At 35.8% G+C, this 16408-nt stretch carries 15 protein-coding genes; 6 read left to right on the top strand and 9 right to left on the bottom strand.

Annotated elements, in window-relative coordinates; translation table 11 throughout:
* Window positions 1-112 precede the first annotated feature (112 nt).
* The gene (locus JEP40_RS03850) at window positions 113-511 is read right to left on the bottom strand and encodes a hypothetical protein (RefSeq protein WP_198622540.1); all 399 of its coding nucleotides are present in this window, start codon (window positions 509-511) and stop codon (window positions 113-115) included.
* A 1363-nt stretch (window positions 512-1874) separates the two neighbouring features.
* Between JEP40_RS03850 and JEP40_RS03845 the strand changes: the two genes are divergently transcribed.
* The 3 genes from JEP40_RS03845 (at window position 1875) to JEP40_RS03835 (ending at window position 4167) form a co-directional block, all read left to right on the top strand.
* On the top strand, window positions 1875-2426 hold the full coding sequence (locus JEP40_RS03845; protein WP_198622539.1) for an NADAR family protein: 552 nt from the start codon (window positions 1875-1877) through the stop codon (window positions 2424-2426).
* A 157-nt stretch (window positions 2427-2583) separates the two neighbouring features.
* Entirely contained in the window at window positions 2584-3495 is a 912-nt protein-coding gene (nagK, locus tag JEP40_RS03840; RefSeq protein WP_198622538.1) for an N-acetylglucosamine kinase, read from the top strand.
* Window positions 3496-3582: 87 nt separating this feature from the next.
* Window positions 3583-4167, top strand: a complete 585-nt coding sequence (locus JEP40_RS03835; RefSeq protein ID WP_198622537.1) for a rhomboid family intramembrane serine protease — start codon at window positions 3583-3585, stop codon at window positions 4165-4167.
* A 23-nt stretch (window positions 4168-4190) separates the two neighbouring features.
* Here JEP40_RS03835 and satP read toward each other — a convergent pair whose 3' ends face one another.
* Window positions 4191-4754 (bottom strand): acetate uptake transporter, encoded by a 564-nt coding sequence (gene satP, locus JEP40_RS03830; RefSeq protein ID WP_072070516.1) that lies wholly within the window; start codon window positions 4752-4754, stop codon window positions 4191-4193.
* A 361-nt stretch (window positions 4755-5115) separates the two neighbouring features.
* On the opposite strand from satP, the gene JEP40_RS03825 reads away from it, so the two are divergent.
* A complete protein-coding gene (locus tag JEP40_RS03825) occupies window positions 5116-5508 on the top strand; it encodes a YgiW/YdeI family stress tolerance OB fold protein (protein WP_198622536.1) in 393 nt (130 codons plus the stop codon).
* 494 nt (window positions 5509-6002) lie between these two features.
* Window positions 6003-6452: a DUF411 domain-containing protein gene (locus JEP40_RS03820; RefSeq protein ID WP_198622535.1), complete on the top strand. Its 450-nt coding sequence runs from the start codon at window positions 6003-6005 to the stop codon at window positions 6450-6452.
* A gap of 106 nt (window positions 6453-6558) precedes the next feature.
* Here the strand turns inward: JEP40_RS03820 and JEP40_RS03815 are convergent, their stop codons facing one another.
* Both JEP40_RS03815 and JEP40_RS03810 read right to left on the bottom strand, forming a co-directional pair.
* Entirely contained in the window at window positions 6559-8091 is a 1533-nt protein-coding gene (locus JEP40_RS03815; protein ID WP_198622534.1) for an MFS transporter, read from the bottom strand.
* Window positions 8081-9181 carry an HlyD family secretion protein gene (locus JEP40_RS03810; RefSeq protein WP_198622533.1) on the bottom strand — a complete coding sequence of 367 codons (1101 nt, stop codon included), beginning with the start codon at window positions 9179-9181 and terminating at the stop codon, window positions 8081-8083. Before JEP40_RS03810 ends, JEP40_RS03815 begins: the two co-directional genes overlap by 11 nt.
* A gap of 117 nt (window positions 9182-9298) precedes the next feature.
* Between JEP40_RS03810 and JEP40_RS03805 the strand changes: the two genes are divergently transcribed.
* Complete coding sequence (locus tag JEP40_RS03805) at window positions 9299-9937, top strand: TetR/AcrR family transcriptional regulator C-terminal domain-containing protein (RefSeq protein ID WP_198622532.1); 639 nt, start codon at window positions 9299-9301, stop codon at window positions 9935-9937.
* Between the two features lie 194 nt (window positions 9938-10131).
* Here the strand turns inward: JEP40_RS03805 and glmS are convergent, their stop codons facing one another.
* The 5 genes from glmS to atpG all read right to left on the bottom strand — a co-directional run bounded on the left by glmS (window position 10132) and on the right by atpG (window position 16362).
* Window positions 10132-11958 carry a glutamine--fructose-6-phosphate transaminase (isomerizing) gene (gene glmS, locus JEP40_RS03800; protein ID WP_198622531.1) on the bottom strand — a complete coding sequence of 609 codons (1827 nt, stop codon included), beginning with the start codon at window positions 11956-11958 and terminating at the stop codon, window positions 10132-10134.
* A gap of 159 nt (window positions 11959-12117) precedes the next feature.
* Entirely contained in the window at window positions 12118-13491 is a 1374-nt protein-coding gene (gene glmU, locus JEP40_RS03795) for a bifunctional UDP-N-acetylglucosamine diphosphorylase/glucosamine-1-phosphate N-acetyltransferase GlmU (protein WP_198622530.1), read from the bottom strand.
* Between the two features lie 152 nt (window positions 13492-13643).
* A complete protein-coding gene (locus JEP40_RS03790) occupies window positions 13644-14060 on the bottom strand; it encodes a F0F1 ATP synthase subunit epsilon (RefSeq protein WP_006534340.1) in 417 nt (138 codons plus the stop codon).
* 21 nt (window positions 14061-14081) lie between these two features.
* A complete protein-coding gene (gene atpD, locus JEP40_RS03785; RefSeq protein WP_064718357.1) occupies window positions 14082-15464 on the bottom strand; it encodes a F0F1 ATP synthase subunit beta in 1383 nt (460 codons plus the stop codon).
* 34 nt (window positions 15465-15498) lie between these two features.
* Complete coding sequence (atpG, locus tag JEP40_RS03780; RefSeq protein ID WP_036933511.1) at window positions 15499-16362, bottom strand: F0F1 ATP synthase subunit gamma; 864 nt, start codon at window positions 16360-16362, stop codon at window positions 15499-15501.
* Between the last annotated feature and the right edge of the window lie 46 nt (window positions 16363-16408).

The following is a 16408-nucleotide window of genomic DNA, read 5'->3' as shown; positions in this document are numbered from 1 at the left end:
ATAAATAAATATCGAAAAGAAATAAACCCAGCTTAAAAAATAAAATAACAATGGCTAAAGATTGACACCAGTCAATATTTTTTATTTATACAAAGAGTGTTACTTATTTGAATTAAACAGAGGCAATAAATGACAATATATCTTTTAGTGATATATTTTCATGTGCATGAACTCTATCTGTTTCATTGTTATCAAATATTTTATTATCTGCTAACAAATTTTTCTTACTCTTAATTAAATTGTCTTTCTTTGCTTTAACAACTAAAGCATCCTGGTGATAAGAAGGAGTTGGCGAAACAGTAATAGGTTGTTTTTGTTCGTTTTTCACGGAAAGTGAAGTTTCTAAAAACGTATTATTACTTAACTTACTAATTTTATTATTATCTTCATTACTTGTGATTTTTTGTTCTGTTTTATTATCAACATCTTGTGTTACAGAGGAAGGAAACTCTTGAAAAGCAAAGGCATCCTCCTGGAACTTATCTTTTAAGTTACTTATATCATCATACATAGTGTGGCCCCTTTAATAACAGCACATTAAATCTTGTTCAATAATTTGATGCTCATAAAAAATAAGAGAGAATGATCCTTAGAGATAAATTTAAAACAGCTTTAAATATATCTTTATAAATCCACATTTAGCCCCCTTATTAAACTATCAATTAATGAACATCAACTATGTAGGGTAAATTAATCTTATAAATACTTATTTTTTTAATTACAAATAAACACCATCTAATTAGGAATAATGATTATTTAAATTAAATTGTATAATTATTTTAATCAAAAATACAACATCAAAAAAAGCGTAAAAATTTTAGCATTACTCATTTTCACTTTATAAAACCGAGTATTTTTACTTAATTCAGCATTCATTATTATCATTAAAAATAGCGTCTTTTTTACACAAAAAAACACGTTCAAAAACCGGATAATAACTACTATTAACTAATAACAATTTGTATATATTTTATAAAAATAAAATTCTAAAATAATCATTAATTAATATTATTTCCTCTAAAAACTAAAGAACCTTTCAAGATCAAATTAAAAAAATCTTCATATTTTTATTAAATTCACTCTCTAAAAAAGAGCAGAAAAAATGTCAAATATTATTAATCCATATTGATCATCATCAAAAATGATTTATTTTTTACACTCAAAAGGGGAATTTATTGCTTTTTATCATATTAAGATGAGCTGTTTTTATTGAGTAAAAATTAAATACATCAGAGTTGGTTAAGTTCTAGAAAAAACACACTAACAAAATAGACAAAAATAGATTATCTAACTATGAGCAACATTATTATTTACTTATGGTAAATACCACTAAGAATAACCTGTATTTCAGGATAATTAACTCAAGTGATATTTGATACCTAAAACAGTATTGTTAATTTAGCTTAACAAACCAACAAGCGTGATATAGTTCAAATTATAAATGTAACAATGAAAAAACACAGTGAAGCACAAGCAACTAACTGAATTTATTATATAATTAATAAAATAATAGTTATTTATACTAATAATTAGTATAAATACCCATAATCGTATTTTTTTATATTAAAAATACTTAATCAACTACATCTTTATACTAACAACGTACTATCACTTTGAGATAATCTTTTTATGTAATCATATAAAATAATATACTTTTCAGATGTTTTTTTTAAGAACAATCCTACGGGTTTAAGTTCTATTTTTTTATTATTTGATAAAAACCAATCAAAAAAAGACGCTTAATTATATCAATATGAACAAATAGCGGAATCGCTTCACCCACTCACAGAATCACAAAAAGGCACTCTATCCTTCTTTACTTCTATGCTATCTTTATTAGATAAGAAGAAAGCCTTCGTGATAATGGAAAAAAAATGGATTTAGAACAATTAAAGAAAGATTTCCGTACAGGTAAGAAAATAAAATTTATCTACTTTTGGGGACACAAAAATAAAACAGATGAAGTCACAAAAAGTTGCTTTAGCCAATGGTATCCAGCACCTTTTATCTTAGATGATGTTCGTTACGTCAGTGCTGAACACTATATGATGGCAGAGAAAGCAAAGCTTTTTAATGATATAGAAATACGAGAGCGCATTATTGCAACATCAAACCCAGGTACAGCTAAAGCTCTTGGCCGAGAAGTTAAAGGATTTAACCAAGAAATTTGGGAACAGCAACGTATGAATATCGTTATCCGAGCCAATATGGCCAAATTTTCTCAAAATAATGTATTGGGTGCTTTTTTAATTTCAACAGGCAATCGTGTGCTTGTGGAAGCAAGCCCCGTTGATAAGATATGGGGTGTAGGTTTAAGCGAACAAGACAAAGAGATCAGTAATCCCCTTTTATGGAATGGATTAAATTTATTAGGCTTTGCTCTAATGAAAGTACGTAGTGTTTTAATGGAAGACAATCATCAATAGGTAAAAAAAACTCAACTGTCACCAATCACTGTTCTTCTTTACCTAGTGTATATAAACAGTAGAGATAACTTAAATATTGACTGAAATAGAAATGGCACGGTAGCAACAACCTTGTTGTTACTATAAATAATATTTACAGAATAATTAAGAGACTGATATGTATTATGGTTTTGATATGGGCGGCACAAAAATTGAGCTTGCCGTTTTTGATAAAGATCTGACTCAAGTATGGCAAAAACGAGTTCCTACACCTAAAAATGACTATCAAGCATTATTAAATGTTTTTAAGGAACTAACTTTAGAAGCTGACAACGAATTAGGATGTAAAGGAAAAATTGGCGTAGGTGTGCCTGGTATTGTAAATTCAAAAGAAGGGACTGTATTTACCACCAATGTTCCAGCGGCCAAATACAAACCTATGGTTCATGATCTCGCACAGATACTTAATAGGCCTGTTAAAGTCGAAAATGATGCTAACTGTTTTGCCTTATCAGAAGCATGGGATCCTGAATTTCGTCATCATCCTTCTGTACTTGGCCTTATTTTAGGTACAGGTGTCGGGGGAGGGTTTGTTGTTGATGGCAAAGTGCTTTCTGGAAAAAATGGCATTGCCGGTGAAATTGGCCATATGAATTTAAATGTAGATGCAGATAACGTCATAGGCGATACAATGCCAAAAATTATCTGTGGTTGTGGTAAAAAAGCGTGTTTTGAAACGTATTTATCAGGCCGAGGCTTTGAACGTATGTATAAAGCCTTCAATCTTGCACCACAAAGAGCTGTTGATATCGTTGAGCAATATTATGCTGGGGATAAGAAAACAGAAGAACACGTTGATCGCTATATGAAAGTACTTGCGATTTACCTTAGTAATATTCTTACTGTACTTGACCCGCATTTAATTGTTATTGGTGGTGGATTATCACAATTTAATGCATTGTATGACCAATTGCCTGAATATCTCTCACACTGTGTCTATGGAAATGCGCAAATTCCAGCAATAGAAAAAGCGCGTCACGGTGATGCAGGTGGCGCCCGTGGAGCTGCTTGCCTTAATTTATTAGACTGATAAACAAAAAAGAGCCTTTCTTCTTTTATTAAAGGCTCTTCTATCAAAATGGTTTTATCTACGTCACTCTGTATTAAGGCTATCGTTATGGATAAGATTTGGTTTAAAAAAAGATTAACCTTTCTTGGTGGATTAACTATCACATTAATCCTACTTCAATTAATTGACTCTCTATTGCCTATTTCACTTCTTCAATGGGGAATTATTCCAAGAACTGGAGAAGGATTAATAGGTATTTTTATCGCCCCTTTTGTACATGGCTCTTGGTCTCACCTTTTTAGTAATCTACTTCCTCTTCTTATTCTTAGCTTTTTATCCATGACACAATCTTTACGAGAATATGTTTTATCAAGCTTATTTATTATTATCGTAAGTGGTTTATTGGTTTGGATTTTTGGACGAAATGCTATTCATGTTGGTGCTAGTGGCTGGATCTTTGGATTATGGTCTTTGTTGATTGCTCACGCATTTACACGCCGTAAAATTATCGATATTGTCATAGCCCTTTTTGTTCTATTTTATTATGGTTCAATGGCCTATGGGTTAATTCCAGGTCAATTAGGTGTATCGACTGAATCACATATTGCAGGTGTGGTTGCGGGATTATTTTATGCATGGTGTGCAAGAAAATTAGTACGACGAAAAAGCCAAGTAGTAGAAGTGGCTAAATAAAAAGCCACTTCTCTATACAACAATTATTTGTGACCGATTGGCAATATTGTTCTGCCATACATCTCATTTAATACTTCAGCCATTGCTAGATAAAAAGCACTGGCGCCACAAATAATGCCTTCAAAACCGGCTATTTTTAAAATCAGTGCATTACCAGTAATATTTCCTATTGCTAGCAAGGCAAATAAAATTGTCAGGCTTAAAAAAACAAATTGTAATGCTCTATTGGCTTTTAATGTGCCAATAAACATAAAAAAGGTAAATATTCCCCATAATGCTAAAAAGACACCTAAAAAAACAGGGGTTGTGGGTTCGCTCAAGCCCATTACGGGTAATAACCAAATTCCCACTAATGTGATCCAAAAGAAGCCATAAGAGGTAAATGCGGTTGCGCCAAAAGTATTGCCTTTTTTGAACTCAAAAATACCAGCAATAACTTGTGCGATCCCACCATAAAAAATTCCCATACTCATAATGACAGAGACAACAGGGAAAAAACCGGCATTATGTATGTTCAACAAAATCGTTGTCATACCAAAACCCATTAAACCTAATGGACCCGGATTGGCAATGCGTTCGTTAGTCATAAAACCTAAAACCTCTAAAAATAATAGGGGAAAATTAAAAAAAATTTGAAGGCGCTGGATAATAAGAGGTAATACATCTAAAAACAATGATCCCGAAGGGTATATTTTTGAATAAACGCCCACACTGAGACTAAGGGGAAATAACCAGTTGATTTACCTTAGAGAAAAGAAGTATTTAGTGATAGATGCTTATATTAATAAAAAACACAAAGAAAAATAACGGACTATAATTTAAGGGATAATATCAATCAGTTGATATATTAATACCGAAATTTACCTTAATATGCGGTTTTATACATGAAAATGAAATAAAATCTCACTCAATAATTAGTTGTATTATTAACCTACAAGTGAGCTTGTTATGAAAAAAATTCTAGTATTATTAATTGGTAGTACGTTAGCGTTTGCATCTCAAGCAAATACAACACAGCAAGGTGGTTTTCAAGGTTCAATTCAAGCACCAATAGAACAAGGTGGATTTAAAGGTCCCTCTATTAGTGAAACCACTGTTGCTAAAGCAAAAGATCTTTCTGATGACACTTGGGTTATCTTAACTGGCAAAATCACAAAAAAAATAGGTGATGAGCTATATGTTTTTGAAGATAGTACCGGCGGTATCAATGTAGATATTGATAATAAAAGATGGCGCGGGCAAACAGTAACCCCAGATAATACCGTCAGAATTGAAGGTAAAGTAGATAAAGAGTGGACAAGTACTGAGATCGATGTAAAACAAATTACAATTATTAAATAATAAACATCAAATAATTTGTATCTAAAGGAAACCAATACATTTTACAATAAAAGCTAATTAATTAATTTAATTAGCTTTTATTGTTTTTATTTTTCATTTTTTAAAAATTCAATCAATAAAATTGTATACCTTATACAAATTTATCCGCTTTAACCTCAGGTTAAGTTTAGGTTTATACTTCCTATCAGTTAAAGCACAATCACTCTTCGCAAGAGGTGATTTAACTAATGAAATACCCTCATAATCGTTTACATCCTAACTCTACGTTTACCCTATTTTCTCCATTTTCAGCCTGCTATGCAGGCTTTTTTCTTTTTATATCAACTAATATACCCAAAAATATCAAGAAAGAATAAACGGAGTATTATTTATATCTTTGTTTTATATAAATATTTTTTTACAAAACTCTACGTGTTTATACCTTTATTAAATTGACCTTCCCGTAGGGGGAAAGATTATTGTTCTATCTATCAATTTAATAAAAGGAATGAACAATGAAAAAGTTATTACTGACTTCTATTATTGCAATTTCAGCATTTTCAAGCACAACTTACGCGTCAGTTCATAATGTTATTGAAGTTTATAAAACAGATAGTTGCGGTTGCTGTACTTTATGGGCTGATGGCGTAAAAGAAGCAGGTTTTAACGTTAAAGTGAATATTGTTTCAGAAACACAATTAATGGAAAAATATCAACAAGCAGGCGTGCCAAATAATTTATTGAGTTGTCACTTGGCAACATACCAAGGTAAGGACTTAGTCGGGCATATTCCTGTCGATAGTTTAAAAAATATCAACTTAGTAGATAAATCTAAATCCGGTATTGCGGTTGCAGGTATGCCAGCAGGAAGTTTAGGTATGTATGCGGGTGATTATAAAGAGCCTTATCAAGTGATCGCTTTTGATAAGTCAGGTAACCAGTCTTTATTTAAGTCTTACAACTAGTTTTTTCTTATTTAGTTTTGTTCTTACTGTAGTGTTGTTTTAATAGCGATATATCTCTCCGATAGTGCTATTTTCCTCTGCCTGTATTCAGTTTACAGGCAGAATTTTATTTTTTGATAGTAAATAATGTTGGCACGATAGGATTAACAGGTGAAGGCTTTAAAAAAAATAGACAAATCAATCCTAAAACAACAAACCATGTCATTAAATGAAATCCATCTATAAAAGAAGCGACATGAGATCCTCTCTCTATTAATGCCTTGATTTCTTGAAAGTTATCAAGCCCATTTCCTAATAATTTTTGTTCCCCTGTTTGAACATAACCTCTTAATGAGTCTTGGTGTGTATCATAAGATATTCGTAAATATGTATTCATTAAAGCTCCAGCTAGTGCTGGCATTAATACCCTTGCTATCGAAATATAAGCCCCAAGATGCAACGCTTCACTGGGTTTAATATTGGTAACAAATGAAGCAATTAAACCAATTAATAAAATACATTCTCCAATTGCTTGTACCACTATAAGCAAAAAGAAATCATTCGCTCTCCACTGATAAGTAATTTGATGGCCAAGTAAACAAGAAACACCAATAATAGTAATACCTATCATCATTACTAAACGAGGCTCTAGTCGACGTGCAATAATAATGGCTAAAGGGCTACAAAGAAGATAGGTGATAAAGCCAATATTGCTTACTTCTCCTATTTGTTGAGCTTTCAAACCAGCAACAATACTCAGAAAGGAAGGTACAAATAATGAGTTGGGTAACATTAAAAAACCGTATAAACAAGCAATGACAAAACAGAGCCTTAAATTATAATTTGTGAGCCAATTTAAATATCCAAAACTTTTGCTATAAGTTACAGCTCTAATGATAAAAGTGAACATTAGAATAGCACTACCAAGTAAACAAGAAATAACCAGCCCTGAATCCCACCATCCAAGCAATTCACCTTGAATAACACCGATATATAACAGCGTTAATCCTAGACATTTTAATGTCATTCCTCCCCAATCACTTTGTGCTAGCTGCTCTTTATTTATTGGTGAAATAGGCATTCCACGCCAAGCAAAAAACATAATAGCGAACGAAAATAACATTGAAATCCAATAGAGCCAGCGCCAACTTAAGATTTCAAATATTGAACCTGAAATTCCTATTCCTGCATCCATTCCTACTGAAACACGTAGGCTATAAGCAGCCATAACGATTAACCATACATTAGGGTTTAAACTTCTTAATGCCAAAGAAATTGTCATTGGCAAATAAACACCCAAACAAAAACCAATCAAAAAATGTAGTATTAATAAAAAAGGCAAACCAATAAAATCGCCACAACTAGAGACAAAAATACAACAAACAAAAAGTAATAAGCTTGAGCTAATTAATATTTTTTCAGCACCATAAATCACCATAAACCAAGGCACTAATGTCATACTGATTAATTGAGCAGAATTAATTGCTACGTTTAACCAAGAACCTTGCACTATATCTAGAGCAAAAATGCCTCGTAAATCGGCTAAAGAAATAGAAAACATACGAATAAATAGCGTAGATAAAATAGCACCAAGAAAAACAGAACATACTATAAATAAAGGTCTATTTTCTTGTACACCAAACAAGAAATTAAGCGTCATTGTCAACATCCTCTGTAGATAAACTTTCTGTGTCTATTTTTACCTCTACAGACATACCAGCACGCAATTTAGCTAATAATTTATTATTACTATCAAAAGTGATGTAAACAGGAATACGTTGAACAACTTTAGTGAAATTACCACTCGCATTATCGGCAGGAATAAGTGCAGACTCACCACTACTTTGTGCACCAATATAACGAACTTTTCCTTGGTATATTTCATTAGGAAAAGCATCTATTTTGATAGAAACAGATTGTTCAGGAAGAACTTTTTTTATCTGTGTCTCTTTTAAATTCGCAATGATATAAATATGATTTAGAGGAGTCAGTGTTACGATTTCTGTACCCGGCGTAACTAAACTGCCAAGATTCACTTTTATCTTATTTAGCTGAGCATCAAAAGGGGCCTCTATTCTTGTATAAGTTAGTTCTGTTTCAGTCTGTTGATAACGCGTTTGAGCAATATTTTTTTCTGTTAGACGTATTTCTTCTTGAGCTTTAAGTAACACCAATGATTGTTTGGCTTGTTCCCATTCATTTTTAGCTGCGCTTTGTAATTTTATTAAACGCTGTAAATCAGATTGCGCATCAAGGTAGTTTTGTTGAGTTATAGCACCACTTCGAATTAAATCTTTTCGTAATAAAGGATTTCTTTTCGCTTGAGCAACATCAATCACTGTCGCTTCATAGCGATTATGTAAAGTTTCAATATTAAGTTCAGAAGCTTTTATTTCTTCTTTTAAATTATTAAGCTGTAATTGTGCTTTTTTAAACTCAGCAATAGCCGCTTCTTTATTAAGTAACTGTTCATTATTATTAATACTAGCAATAATATCTCCTTGTTTAACGAACTGATAATCCTCCTTTTTTATTTCAGAAATAAAACCCGTCATTCGAGACTTTAATATTGTGGGGTCTGTTTTTATGTAGGCATTATCAGTAGTTTGATATCGTGCATCACTCCACCATTTATCCCAATCTAACGTTGCGGTTGTAATCAATATAATAACTAAAATGACCGCAATCCAAGGAGTATAGGTCATTATAAATTGTATTATTTTTTCTTTTCTTGATGATATGTTTTTCATATTTCATTCCCAAATAACGATATTTCCACTCACTCAAATCACAATCTAACATTGTTAGTCTGTATAAATATGGTAAACTAACATTGTTAGATAAAAAAGAGGGAATGAGAATTATTTATGAAAATACCTAAAATTGAACGGCTAAAAGTATTAGATACCGCCCTTACATTACTAGAAACAGAAGGTATTGAAGGCTTAACAATGCGTAAACTAGCGGATGCTTTACAGATAAAAGCAGCCTCTCTCTATTGGCATTTTGATAACAAACAGACGTTAATTGAAGGGATTGCGGATAGAATAGTTAGCGATGTTGCTGTAGATTTTGAATTTCATAATGATTGGAAAAAAGATATAACACGCCTTTCTGGTGATTTAAGAAACGCATTTTTACGTCATAGAGACGGTGCCAGAGTATTTGCGGGTACTTATGTTATTTCTGAAAATGTATTACGTATAAATAATACTTTTATTAATGCAATTATGCAGTCTGGTGCTTCAGCTCAATTAGCCAGCAAGATGACAATGGCGTTACTCTATTTTATTTTAGGATGTTGTATTGAACAACAATCCGTCATGCTTATTGAGAAAGTAGAATTAATGAATAAAAGAGAGGCATTTGAGCAATTAGTCCAAGATAAATTTCCTCAAACTTGGCAAGCAAGAGATGTACTTTTTGCCGATGATTTTACAAGCCGTTTTGAATTTGGGTTAGAGCAATTGTTACTCGGCTTTCAACATCAAATTAATGAAAAATGATAAATATTAATCATTATTAACTTTTATTATTATTAGAGTTATTACTAATCAGCAATCCTTCCCTTGTTTAATAAATATTATTTATAACTAAAGGGAAAAAATGCTGTAAATATAATAAAAAACCCAGTGAATCGATTAAAATATCACTGGGTTTAAGTATAAATAACAATAAATTACTTATAAAAAGCTAATTTTTATTCAACTGTAACTGATTTTGCCAAGTTACGAGGTTGGTCTACATCAGTACCTTTAATTAAAGCAACATGATAAGACAACAACTGCAACGGTACAGTATAAAAAATAGGTGCGATAAGCTCTTCAACATGAGGTAAAGAAATTAACTTCATCGTTTCATTTTCTTCAAAACCAGCATCTTGATCAGCAAACACATACAGTAAACCACCACGTGCTCGTACTTCTTCAATATTAGATTTTAATTTCTCTAATAATTCATTGTTTGGCGCAATAATGATAACAGGCATATCCGCATCAATTAATGCTAATGGGCCATGTTTTAATTCACCAGCAGCATATGCTTCAGCATGAATATAAGAGATCTCTTTTAACTTTAATGCACCTTCTACCGCAATAGGGTATTGGTCGCCACGACCTAAGAATAAAGCATGGCTTTTTTCTGAAAAATCTTCAGCTAATGCTTCAATCACTTTATCTTTCGATAACATGCTTTCAATACGGCTTGGTAATGCATGTAATGCGGTTGAAACGTCGTGCTCTAATGTTGAAACACCTTTAATTCGTCCCATATATGCCACCAGCATTAATAGAACGGTTAACTGTGTTGTAAATGCTTTGGTTGATGCAACACCAATTTCAGCACCTGCTTTAGTCATTAAAACAAATTCAGATTCACGTACTAAAGAAGAGCCCGCAACATTACAAATCGCCAGTGATGATAAATATCCTAACTCTTTAGATAAACGTAGCGCCGCTAACGTATCTGCAGTTTCACCGGATTGGGATAATGTGATCAATAAGCTATTACGGCGAGTTGCCGGTTTACGATAGCGATATTCTGATGCAATTTCGACATCACAAGGAATACCCGCTAAAGACTCAAACCAGTAACGAGAAACCATACCCGCATTATAAGACGTTCCACAGGCTACAATTTGAATATGTTCAACTTTAGATAAGATCTCTTCAGCTTTAGGGCCTAGCTCACTTAGATCAATCGAATCTGATTTTAAACGACCTTCAAGGGTGTTTTTAATCGCCAGAGGCTGTTCGTAGATCTCTTTTTGCATGTAATGGCGATAGACACCTTTATCACCCGCATCGTATTGAACATTAGATTCAATCGTATCACGATTAACTTCTTCGCCATTTACATCAAAAATATGAACATGGCGGCGCGTGATTTCAACAATATCCCCTTCTTCAAGGTAGATAAATCGACGAGTCACTGGCAATAATGCCAATTGGTCAGAAGCAAGGAAGTTTTCTCCCACACCAAGACCAACCACCAGCGGACTACCAGAACGCGCAGCCACTAATAATTCTGGTGTGCGACTATCCATAATTACAGTACCGTAAGCACCACGTAATTGAGGAATAACACGCTGTACAACTTCACGTAATGTGCCACCTTGGCGCTGCTCCCAGTTTGCCAAGTGAGCAATAACTTCAGTATCTGTTTGAGAGGTAAACTGATACCCTTTTTTAATTAATTCTGCTTTCAGTTCTTGGTAGTTTTCGATAATACCATTGTGTACCACCGCAATAGTGCCTGATACATGAGGATGCGCATTATCTTCACAAGGTTCACCATGTGTTGCCCAACGAGTATGAGCAATACCTGTACCACCAATTACTTGTTTTTTTTCTGCTTCATCAGCCAACATTTGCACTTTGCCAGCTTCACGCAAACGTGTCATTTTGCAGTCATTATCAACAACGGCTAAACCCGCAGAGTCATATCCACGGTATTCTAAACGACGTAAGCCTTCAATTAAGATTTCAGCGATATCGCGTTGTGCAACTGCACCTACTATTCCACACATTGTGTTATTCCTAAAACTGTGCGTTTATTCGCACTTGGATGTCTTATACCTGATTGGTTTGCTCCCCAAGCCATTGTAGAAAACGGGGATATTTTTTGTTTTTAGAATAATAGCGTACAAGAAAAGGGCGCTAATTAAATATACGCCCTTCTCTTAAAATTATTGTTTTTTCTTCACCGGACGTTTCCATCCACTGATATGAGTTTGCTTAACTCGACTGATCACTAATTCGTTTTCATTCACATTTTTAGTGAGAGTTGTACCTGCGCCAATGGTTGCACCATTAGCAACAGTAACTGGCGCCACTAATTGGGTATCTGAACCAATAAAGACATCATCACCAATAACAGTTTTGAATTTATTCGCACCATCGTAGTTACAAGTGATAGTACCTGCACCGATATTAACGTTAGCCCCCACCTCAGTATCGCCTAAGTAAGTCAGATGACCTGCTTTAGATCCAACACCTAAGCTGGCTTTTTTCATCTCAACAAAGTTACCAACGTGAGCTTTATCTGCTAATTCACTGCCTGGACGAAGACGTGCAAATGGGCCAACAGTACACTCTTGTGCCAAATTTGCATCCTCGATCACCGTATATGGGCTAATAATAGAATTATCCCCAATCACACAGTTTTTTAGGACACAGCCCGTGCCAATTTCAACGTTATTTCCCAAAGTTACATCGCCTTCAATGATAACGTTGGTATCAATCACCACATCTTTACCGTGAGTTAATGTTCCACGTAAATCAAAGCGCGCAGGATCAAGCAACATGACGCCTTCTAATAATAAGCGCTCTGCTTGTTCTGTTTGGTAAATACGTTCTAATGCAGCCAGTTGTAAACGGTTATTCACACCTTCCATTTCACTATGGCGACGAGGGTGAGCCGTTTCAATTTTACGACCTTCTTTATGCGCTAACGCGATAATGTCAGTAATGTAATACTCTTTTTGTGCATTGTTATTATTGAGCTTACCTAACCAACGTTTTAAATCACCACCATTGGCTACTAAAATACCCGTGTTGATTTCATTAATTTTGAGTTGTGCTTCAGATGCATCTTTTTGTTCAATAATGCCTGTCACTTCGCCATTTTCACGAACAATACGACCATAGCCAGTTGGGTTATCCAAAATAACCGTTAATAAACCAATACCGCCTTCTGGTTTGACTTCTATTAAACGTTCTAATGTTTCTTTGGTAATAAGTGGAACATCACCATAAAGCATCAGGATATCTTCATCATCAGCAAAGAAAGGCGCAGCTTGTTGCATTGCGTGACCCGTTCCTAGTTGCTCTGCTTGTAGTACCCAATTAACAGGTTGTGAACCTAATTTTTCTTTCATTAGTTCACCACCATGCCCATAAACAAGATGTGTTTGTTGAGCACCTAATGACTTAGCAGTATCAATCACATGTTGAACCATGGATTTACCTGCAAGTTTATGAAGAACTTTAGGCAACTGTGAATACATGCGGGTGCCTTTTCCCGCAGCAAGAATAACAACGCTTTTAGCTGAATTAGACATAATTAACCCGATAACTCCCGTAAAGAATGGCAAGTAAACCTGTTTATGCCAAATAATACTACATATTTCGTCACACAAAATATTTCATGACGCAAAAAAGCCAGTTAGCTAAGAACCAACTGGCTTTTTTATTCATAGACTGCCTATTTACATCAACGTCGAGTCAATTCGATTACACGTAGTTTCGCAATCGCTTTGGCTAATTCTGCTGATGCTTGAGCATAATCAACGTCACCATGAGAGGATTGAATGTGTTCTTCAGCTTTACGCTTAGATTCCAACGCTTTCGCTTCATCCAAATCACGACCACGGATAGCTGTATCTGCTAGTACAATGACGCCCGTCGGCTGAACTTCGAGAATACCACCTGAAAGGTAGATAACCTCTTCTTCGCCCGATGTTTTTACGACACGTACCATGCCCGGTTTTATGGCAGTTAATAACGGGGTGTGCTGCGGATAAATACCGAGCTCACCTTCGCTACCAGTTACCTGAATTCGTTTGACTTCGCCGTCATATAACTGCTTTTCAGCGCTGACAACTTTCAGGTGGAACGATGTATCGGCCATATCAACCTCCCGTCAGCCGTATTAAAGCTTCTTAGCTTTTTCTACTGCTTCTTCGATAGTACCAACCATGTAGAACGCCTGCTCTGGCAGGTGGTCATAATCACCGTTCAGAATACCTTTAAAGCCACGGATAGTGTCTTTCAGGGAAACGAACTTACCCGGTGATCCGGTAAATACTTCAGCAACGAAGAATGGCTGAGACAGGAAGCGCTGGATCTTACGCGCACGCGCAACAACCAGTTTATCTTCTTCTGACAGTTCATCCATACCTAAGATAGCGATGATGTCTTTCAGTTCCTGATAACGTTGCAGGATAGACTGAACACCACGAGCGACATCATAGTGCTCCTGGCCAACTACCAGTGGGTCTAACTGACGACTGGTGGAATCCAGTGGGTCAACCGCAGGGTAGATACCTAATGAAGCAATTTGACGGCTCAGTACAACTGTCGCATCTAAGTGAGCAAACGTTGTTGCTGGAGATGGGTCAGTTAAGTCATCCGCAGGTACGTATACAGCCTGTACAGAGGTAATTGAACCTGTTTTGGTTGAAGTGATACGTTCTTGTAGAACACCCATCTCTTCAGCCAATGTTGGCTGGTAACCTACCGCTGATGGCATACGACCTAACAGTGCTGATACTTCTGTACCGGCTAAGGTGTAACGATAGATGTTATCGACGAATAACAGTACGTCACGGCCTTCATCACGGAATTTTTCAGCCATTGTTAGACCCGTCAATGCTACACGTAGACGGTTTCCTGGTGGCTCATTCATCTGACCATAAACTAACGATACTTTATCAAGAACGTTAGAATCTGTCATTTCATGATAGAAGTCGTTACCCTCACGAGTACGCTCACCAACACCAGCAAATACAGAGTAACCTGAGTGTTCGATCGCGATATTACGGATCAATTCCATCATGTTAACTGTTTTACCAACACCCGCACCACCGAACAGACCTACTTTACCACCTTTAGCAAACGGACAGATTAAGTCCATTACTTTGATACCGGTTTCAAGTAGTTCTTGTGAGCTTGATAACTCTTCGTAGGTTGGTGCTTCACGGTGGATAGACCAACGTTCTTCAGTTGCAATATCACCTTTCATATCGATAGGTGTACCCAGAACGTTCATGATACGTCCCAGTGTTGCTTTACCTACTGGTACTTCAATTGGGTGGCCTAAGTTTTCAACTTTTAAGCCACGGCTTAAACCGTCTGATGTACCCATTGCGATACAACGAACGATACCACCGCCTAACTGTTGCTGAACTTCCAGCACCAGTTTTTCTTTACCATTCATAACCTCAAGAGCGTCGTATACTTTAGGGACGCTATCCTGAGGGAACTCGGCGTCCACTACGGCGCCGATTACCTGGACAATCTTTCCAGTAGCCATCTTGAATCCTCTACGTAATTCGTAAACCTAGCTGTTATACCGCGGCTGCACCAGACACAATTTCTGTAAGTTCCTGAGTAATGCTTGCTTGGCGTGCTTTGTTGTACACCAATTGCAGTTCTTTAATCAGGTTACCACCGTTATCTGTAGCGGCTTTCATCGCGACCATTCGGGCGGCCTGCTCACTCGCTAAGTTCTCTACGACGCTCTGGTAAACCTGCGATTCGATATAACGACGCAGTAAAGTATCCAGTAACGCCTTAGGATCAGGTTCGTACAGATAATCCCAAGATTTTTCTTTCAGCTCTTCATCATCACCTGGTGGTAATGGTAAAACCTGAAGAATTTTAGGCTCTTGAGCCATGGTATTGATGAACTTATTTGCCACCACATACAGTTTATCTAAACGACCTTCGTCATAAGCCTGCAACATGATATTGACTGGACCGATAAGGTCTGACAGTTTTGGATCATCGCCCATGCCGGTTACCTGACCAACAACATTTCCGCCCACAGAGCCGAAGAATGAAGCTGCTTTAGAACCCACTAGTGCTAAATCTACCTGTACACCTTTTTCAGACCACTCTTTCATGTCTGCCAGCAGTTTTTTGAACAAGTTAATGTTCAAACCACCACACAAACCACGGTCGGTCGAAACAACCAGGTACCCGACACGTTTAACTTCACGCTCTTCGAGGTATGGATGTTTGTACTCCAGATTCCCTAACGCAAGGTGACCAATCACACTGCGCATGGTTTCTGCATAAGGACGGCTGGCTGCCATGCGTTCCTGCGTTTTACGCATTTTCGACGCGGCGACCATCTCCATCGCTTTAGTGATCTTCTGTGTGTTTTGCACACTGGCGATCTTCGAACGTATCTCTTTTGCGCCGGCCATTTCTGCTTCTCCTCATGAACCAGACGGCCTAATGTTTAACTATTAG

This window comes from Proteus vulgaris (assembly GCF_016239305.1).
GTDB lineage: Bacteria > Pseudomonadota > Gammaproteobacteria > Enterobacterales > Enterobacteriaceae > Proteus > Proteus vulgaris_C.
The sequence above is the reverse complement of the archived record's forward strand: the minus strand, read 5'-3'. Positions and strand labels throughout refer to the sequence as shown.

Excerpts from the sequence above, each read along its gene's own strand:
- atpD (WP_064718357.1), bottom strand. The coding sequence starts at position 15,464 with ATGGCTACTGGAAAGATTGTCCAGGTAATCGGCGCCGTAGTGGACGCC.
- JEP40_RS03835 (WP_198622537.1), top strand. The coding sequence starts at position 3,583 with ATGGATAAGATTTGGTTTAAAAAAAGATTAACCTTTCTTGGTGGATTA.
- JEP40_RS03820 (WP_198622535.1), top strand. The coding sequence starts at position 6,003 with ATGAAAAAGTTATTACTGACTTCTATTATTGCAATTTCAGCATTTTCA.
- JEP40_RS03815 (WP_198622534.1), bottom strand. The coding sequence starts at position 8,091 with ATGACGCTTAATTTCTTGTTTGGTGTACAAGAAAATAGACCTTTATTT.
- JEP40_RS03850 (WP_198622540.1), bottom strand. The coding sequence starts at position 511 with ATGTATGATGATATAAGTAACTTAAAAGATAAGTTCCAGGAGGATGCC.
- JEP40_RS03845 (WP_198622539.1), top strand. The coding sequence starts at position 1,875 with ATGGATTTAGAACAATTAAAGAAAGATTTCCGTACAGGTAAGAAAATA.
- glmU (WP_198622530.1), bottom strand. The coding sequence starts at position 13,491 with ATGTCTAATTCAGCTAAAAGCGTTGTTATTCTTGCTGCGGGAAAAGGC.
- satP (WP_072070516.1), bottom strand. The coding sequence starts at position 4,754 with ATGACTAACGAACGCATTGCCAATCCGGGTCCATTAGGTTTAATGGGT.
- JEP40_RS03825 (WP_198622536.1), top strand. The coding sequence starts at position 5,116 with ATGAAAAAAATTCTAGTATTATTAATTGGTAGTACGTTAGCGTTTGCA.
- JEP40_RS03810 (WP_198622533.1), bottom strand. The coding sequence starts at position 9,181 with ATGAAAAACATATCATCAAGAAAAGAAAAAATAATACAATTTATAATG.
- JEP40_RS03805 (WP_198622532.1), top strand. The coding sequence starts at position 9,299 with ATGAAAATACCTAAAATTGAACGGCTAAAAGTATTAGATACCGCCCTT.
- atpG (WP_036933511.1), bottom strand. The coding sequence starts at position 16,362 with ATGGCCGGCGCAAAAGAGATACGTTCGAAGATCGCCAGTGTGCAAAAC.
- JEP40_RS03790 (WP_006534340.1), bottom strand. The coding sequence starts at position 14,060 with ATGGCCGATACATCGTTCCACCTGAAAGTTGTCAGCGCTGAAAAGCAG.
- nagK (WP_198622538.1), top strand. The coding sequence starts at position 2,584 with ATGTATTATGGTTTTGATATGGGCGGCACAAAAATTGAGCTTGCCGTT.
- glmS (WP_198622531.1), bottom strand. The coding sequence starts at position 11,958 with ATGTGTGGAATAGTAGGTGCAGTTGCACAACGCGATATCGCTGAAATC.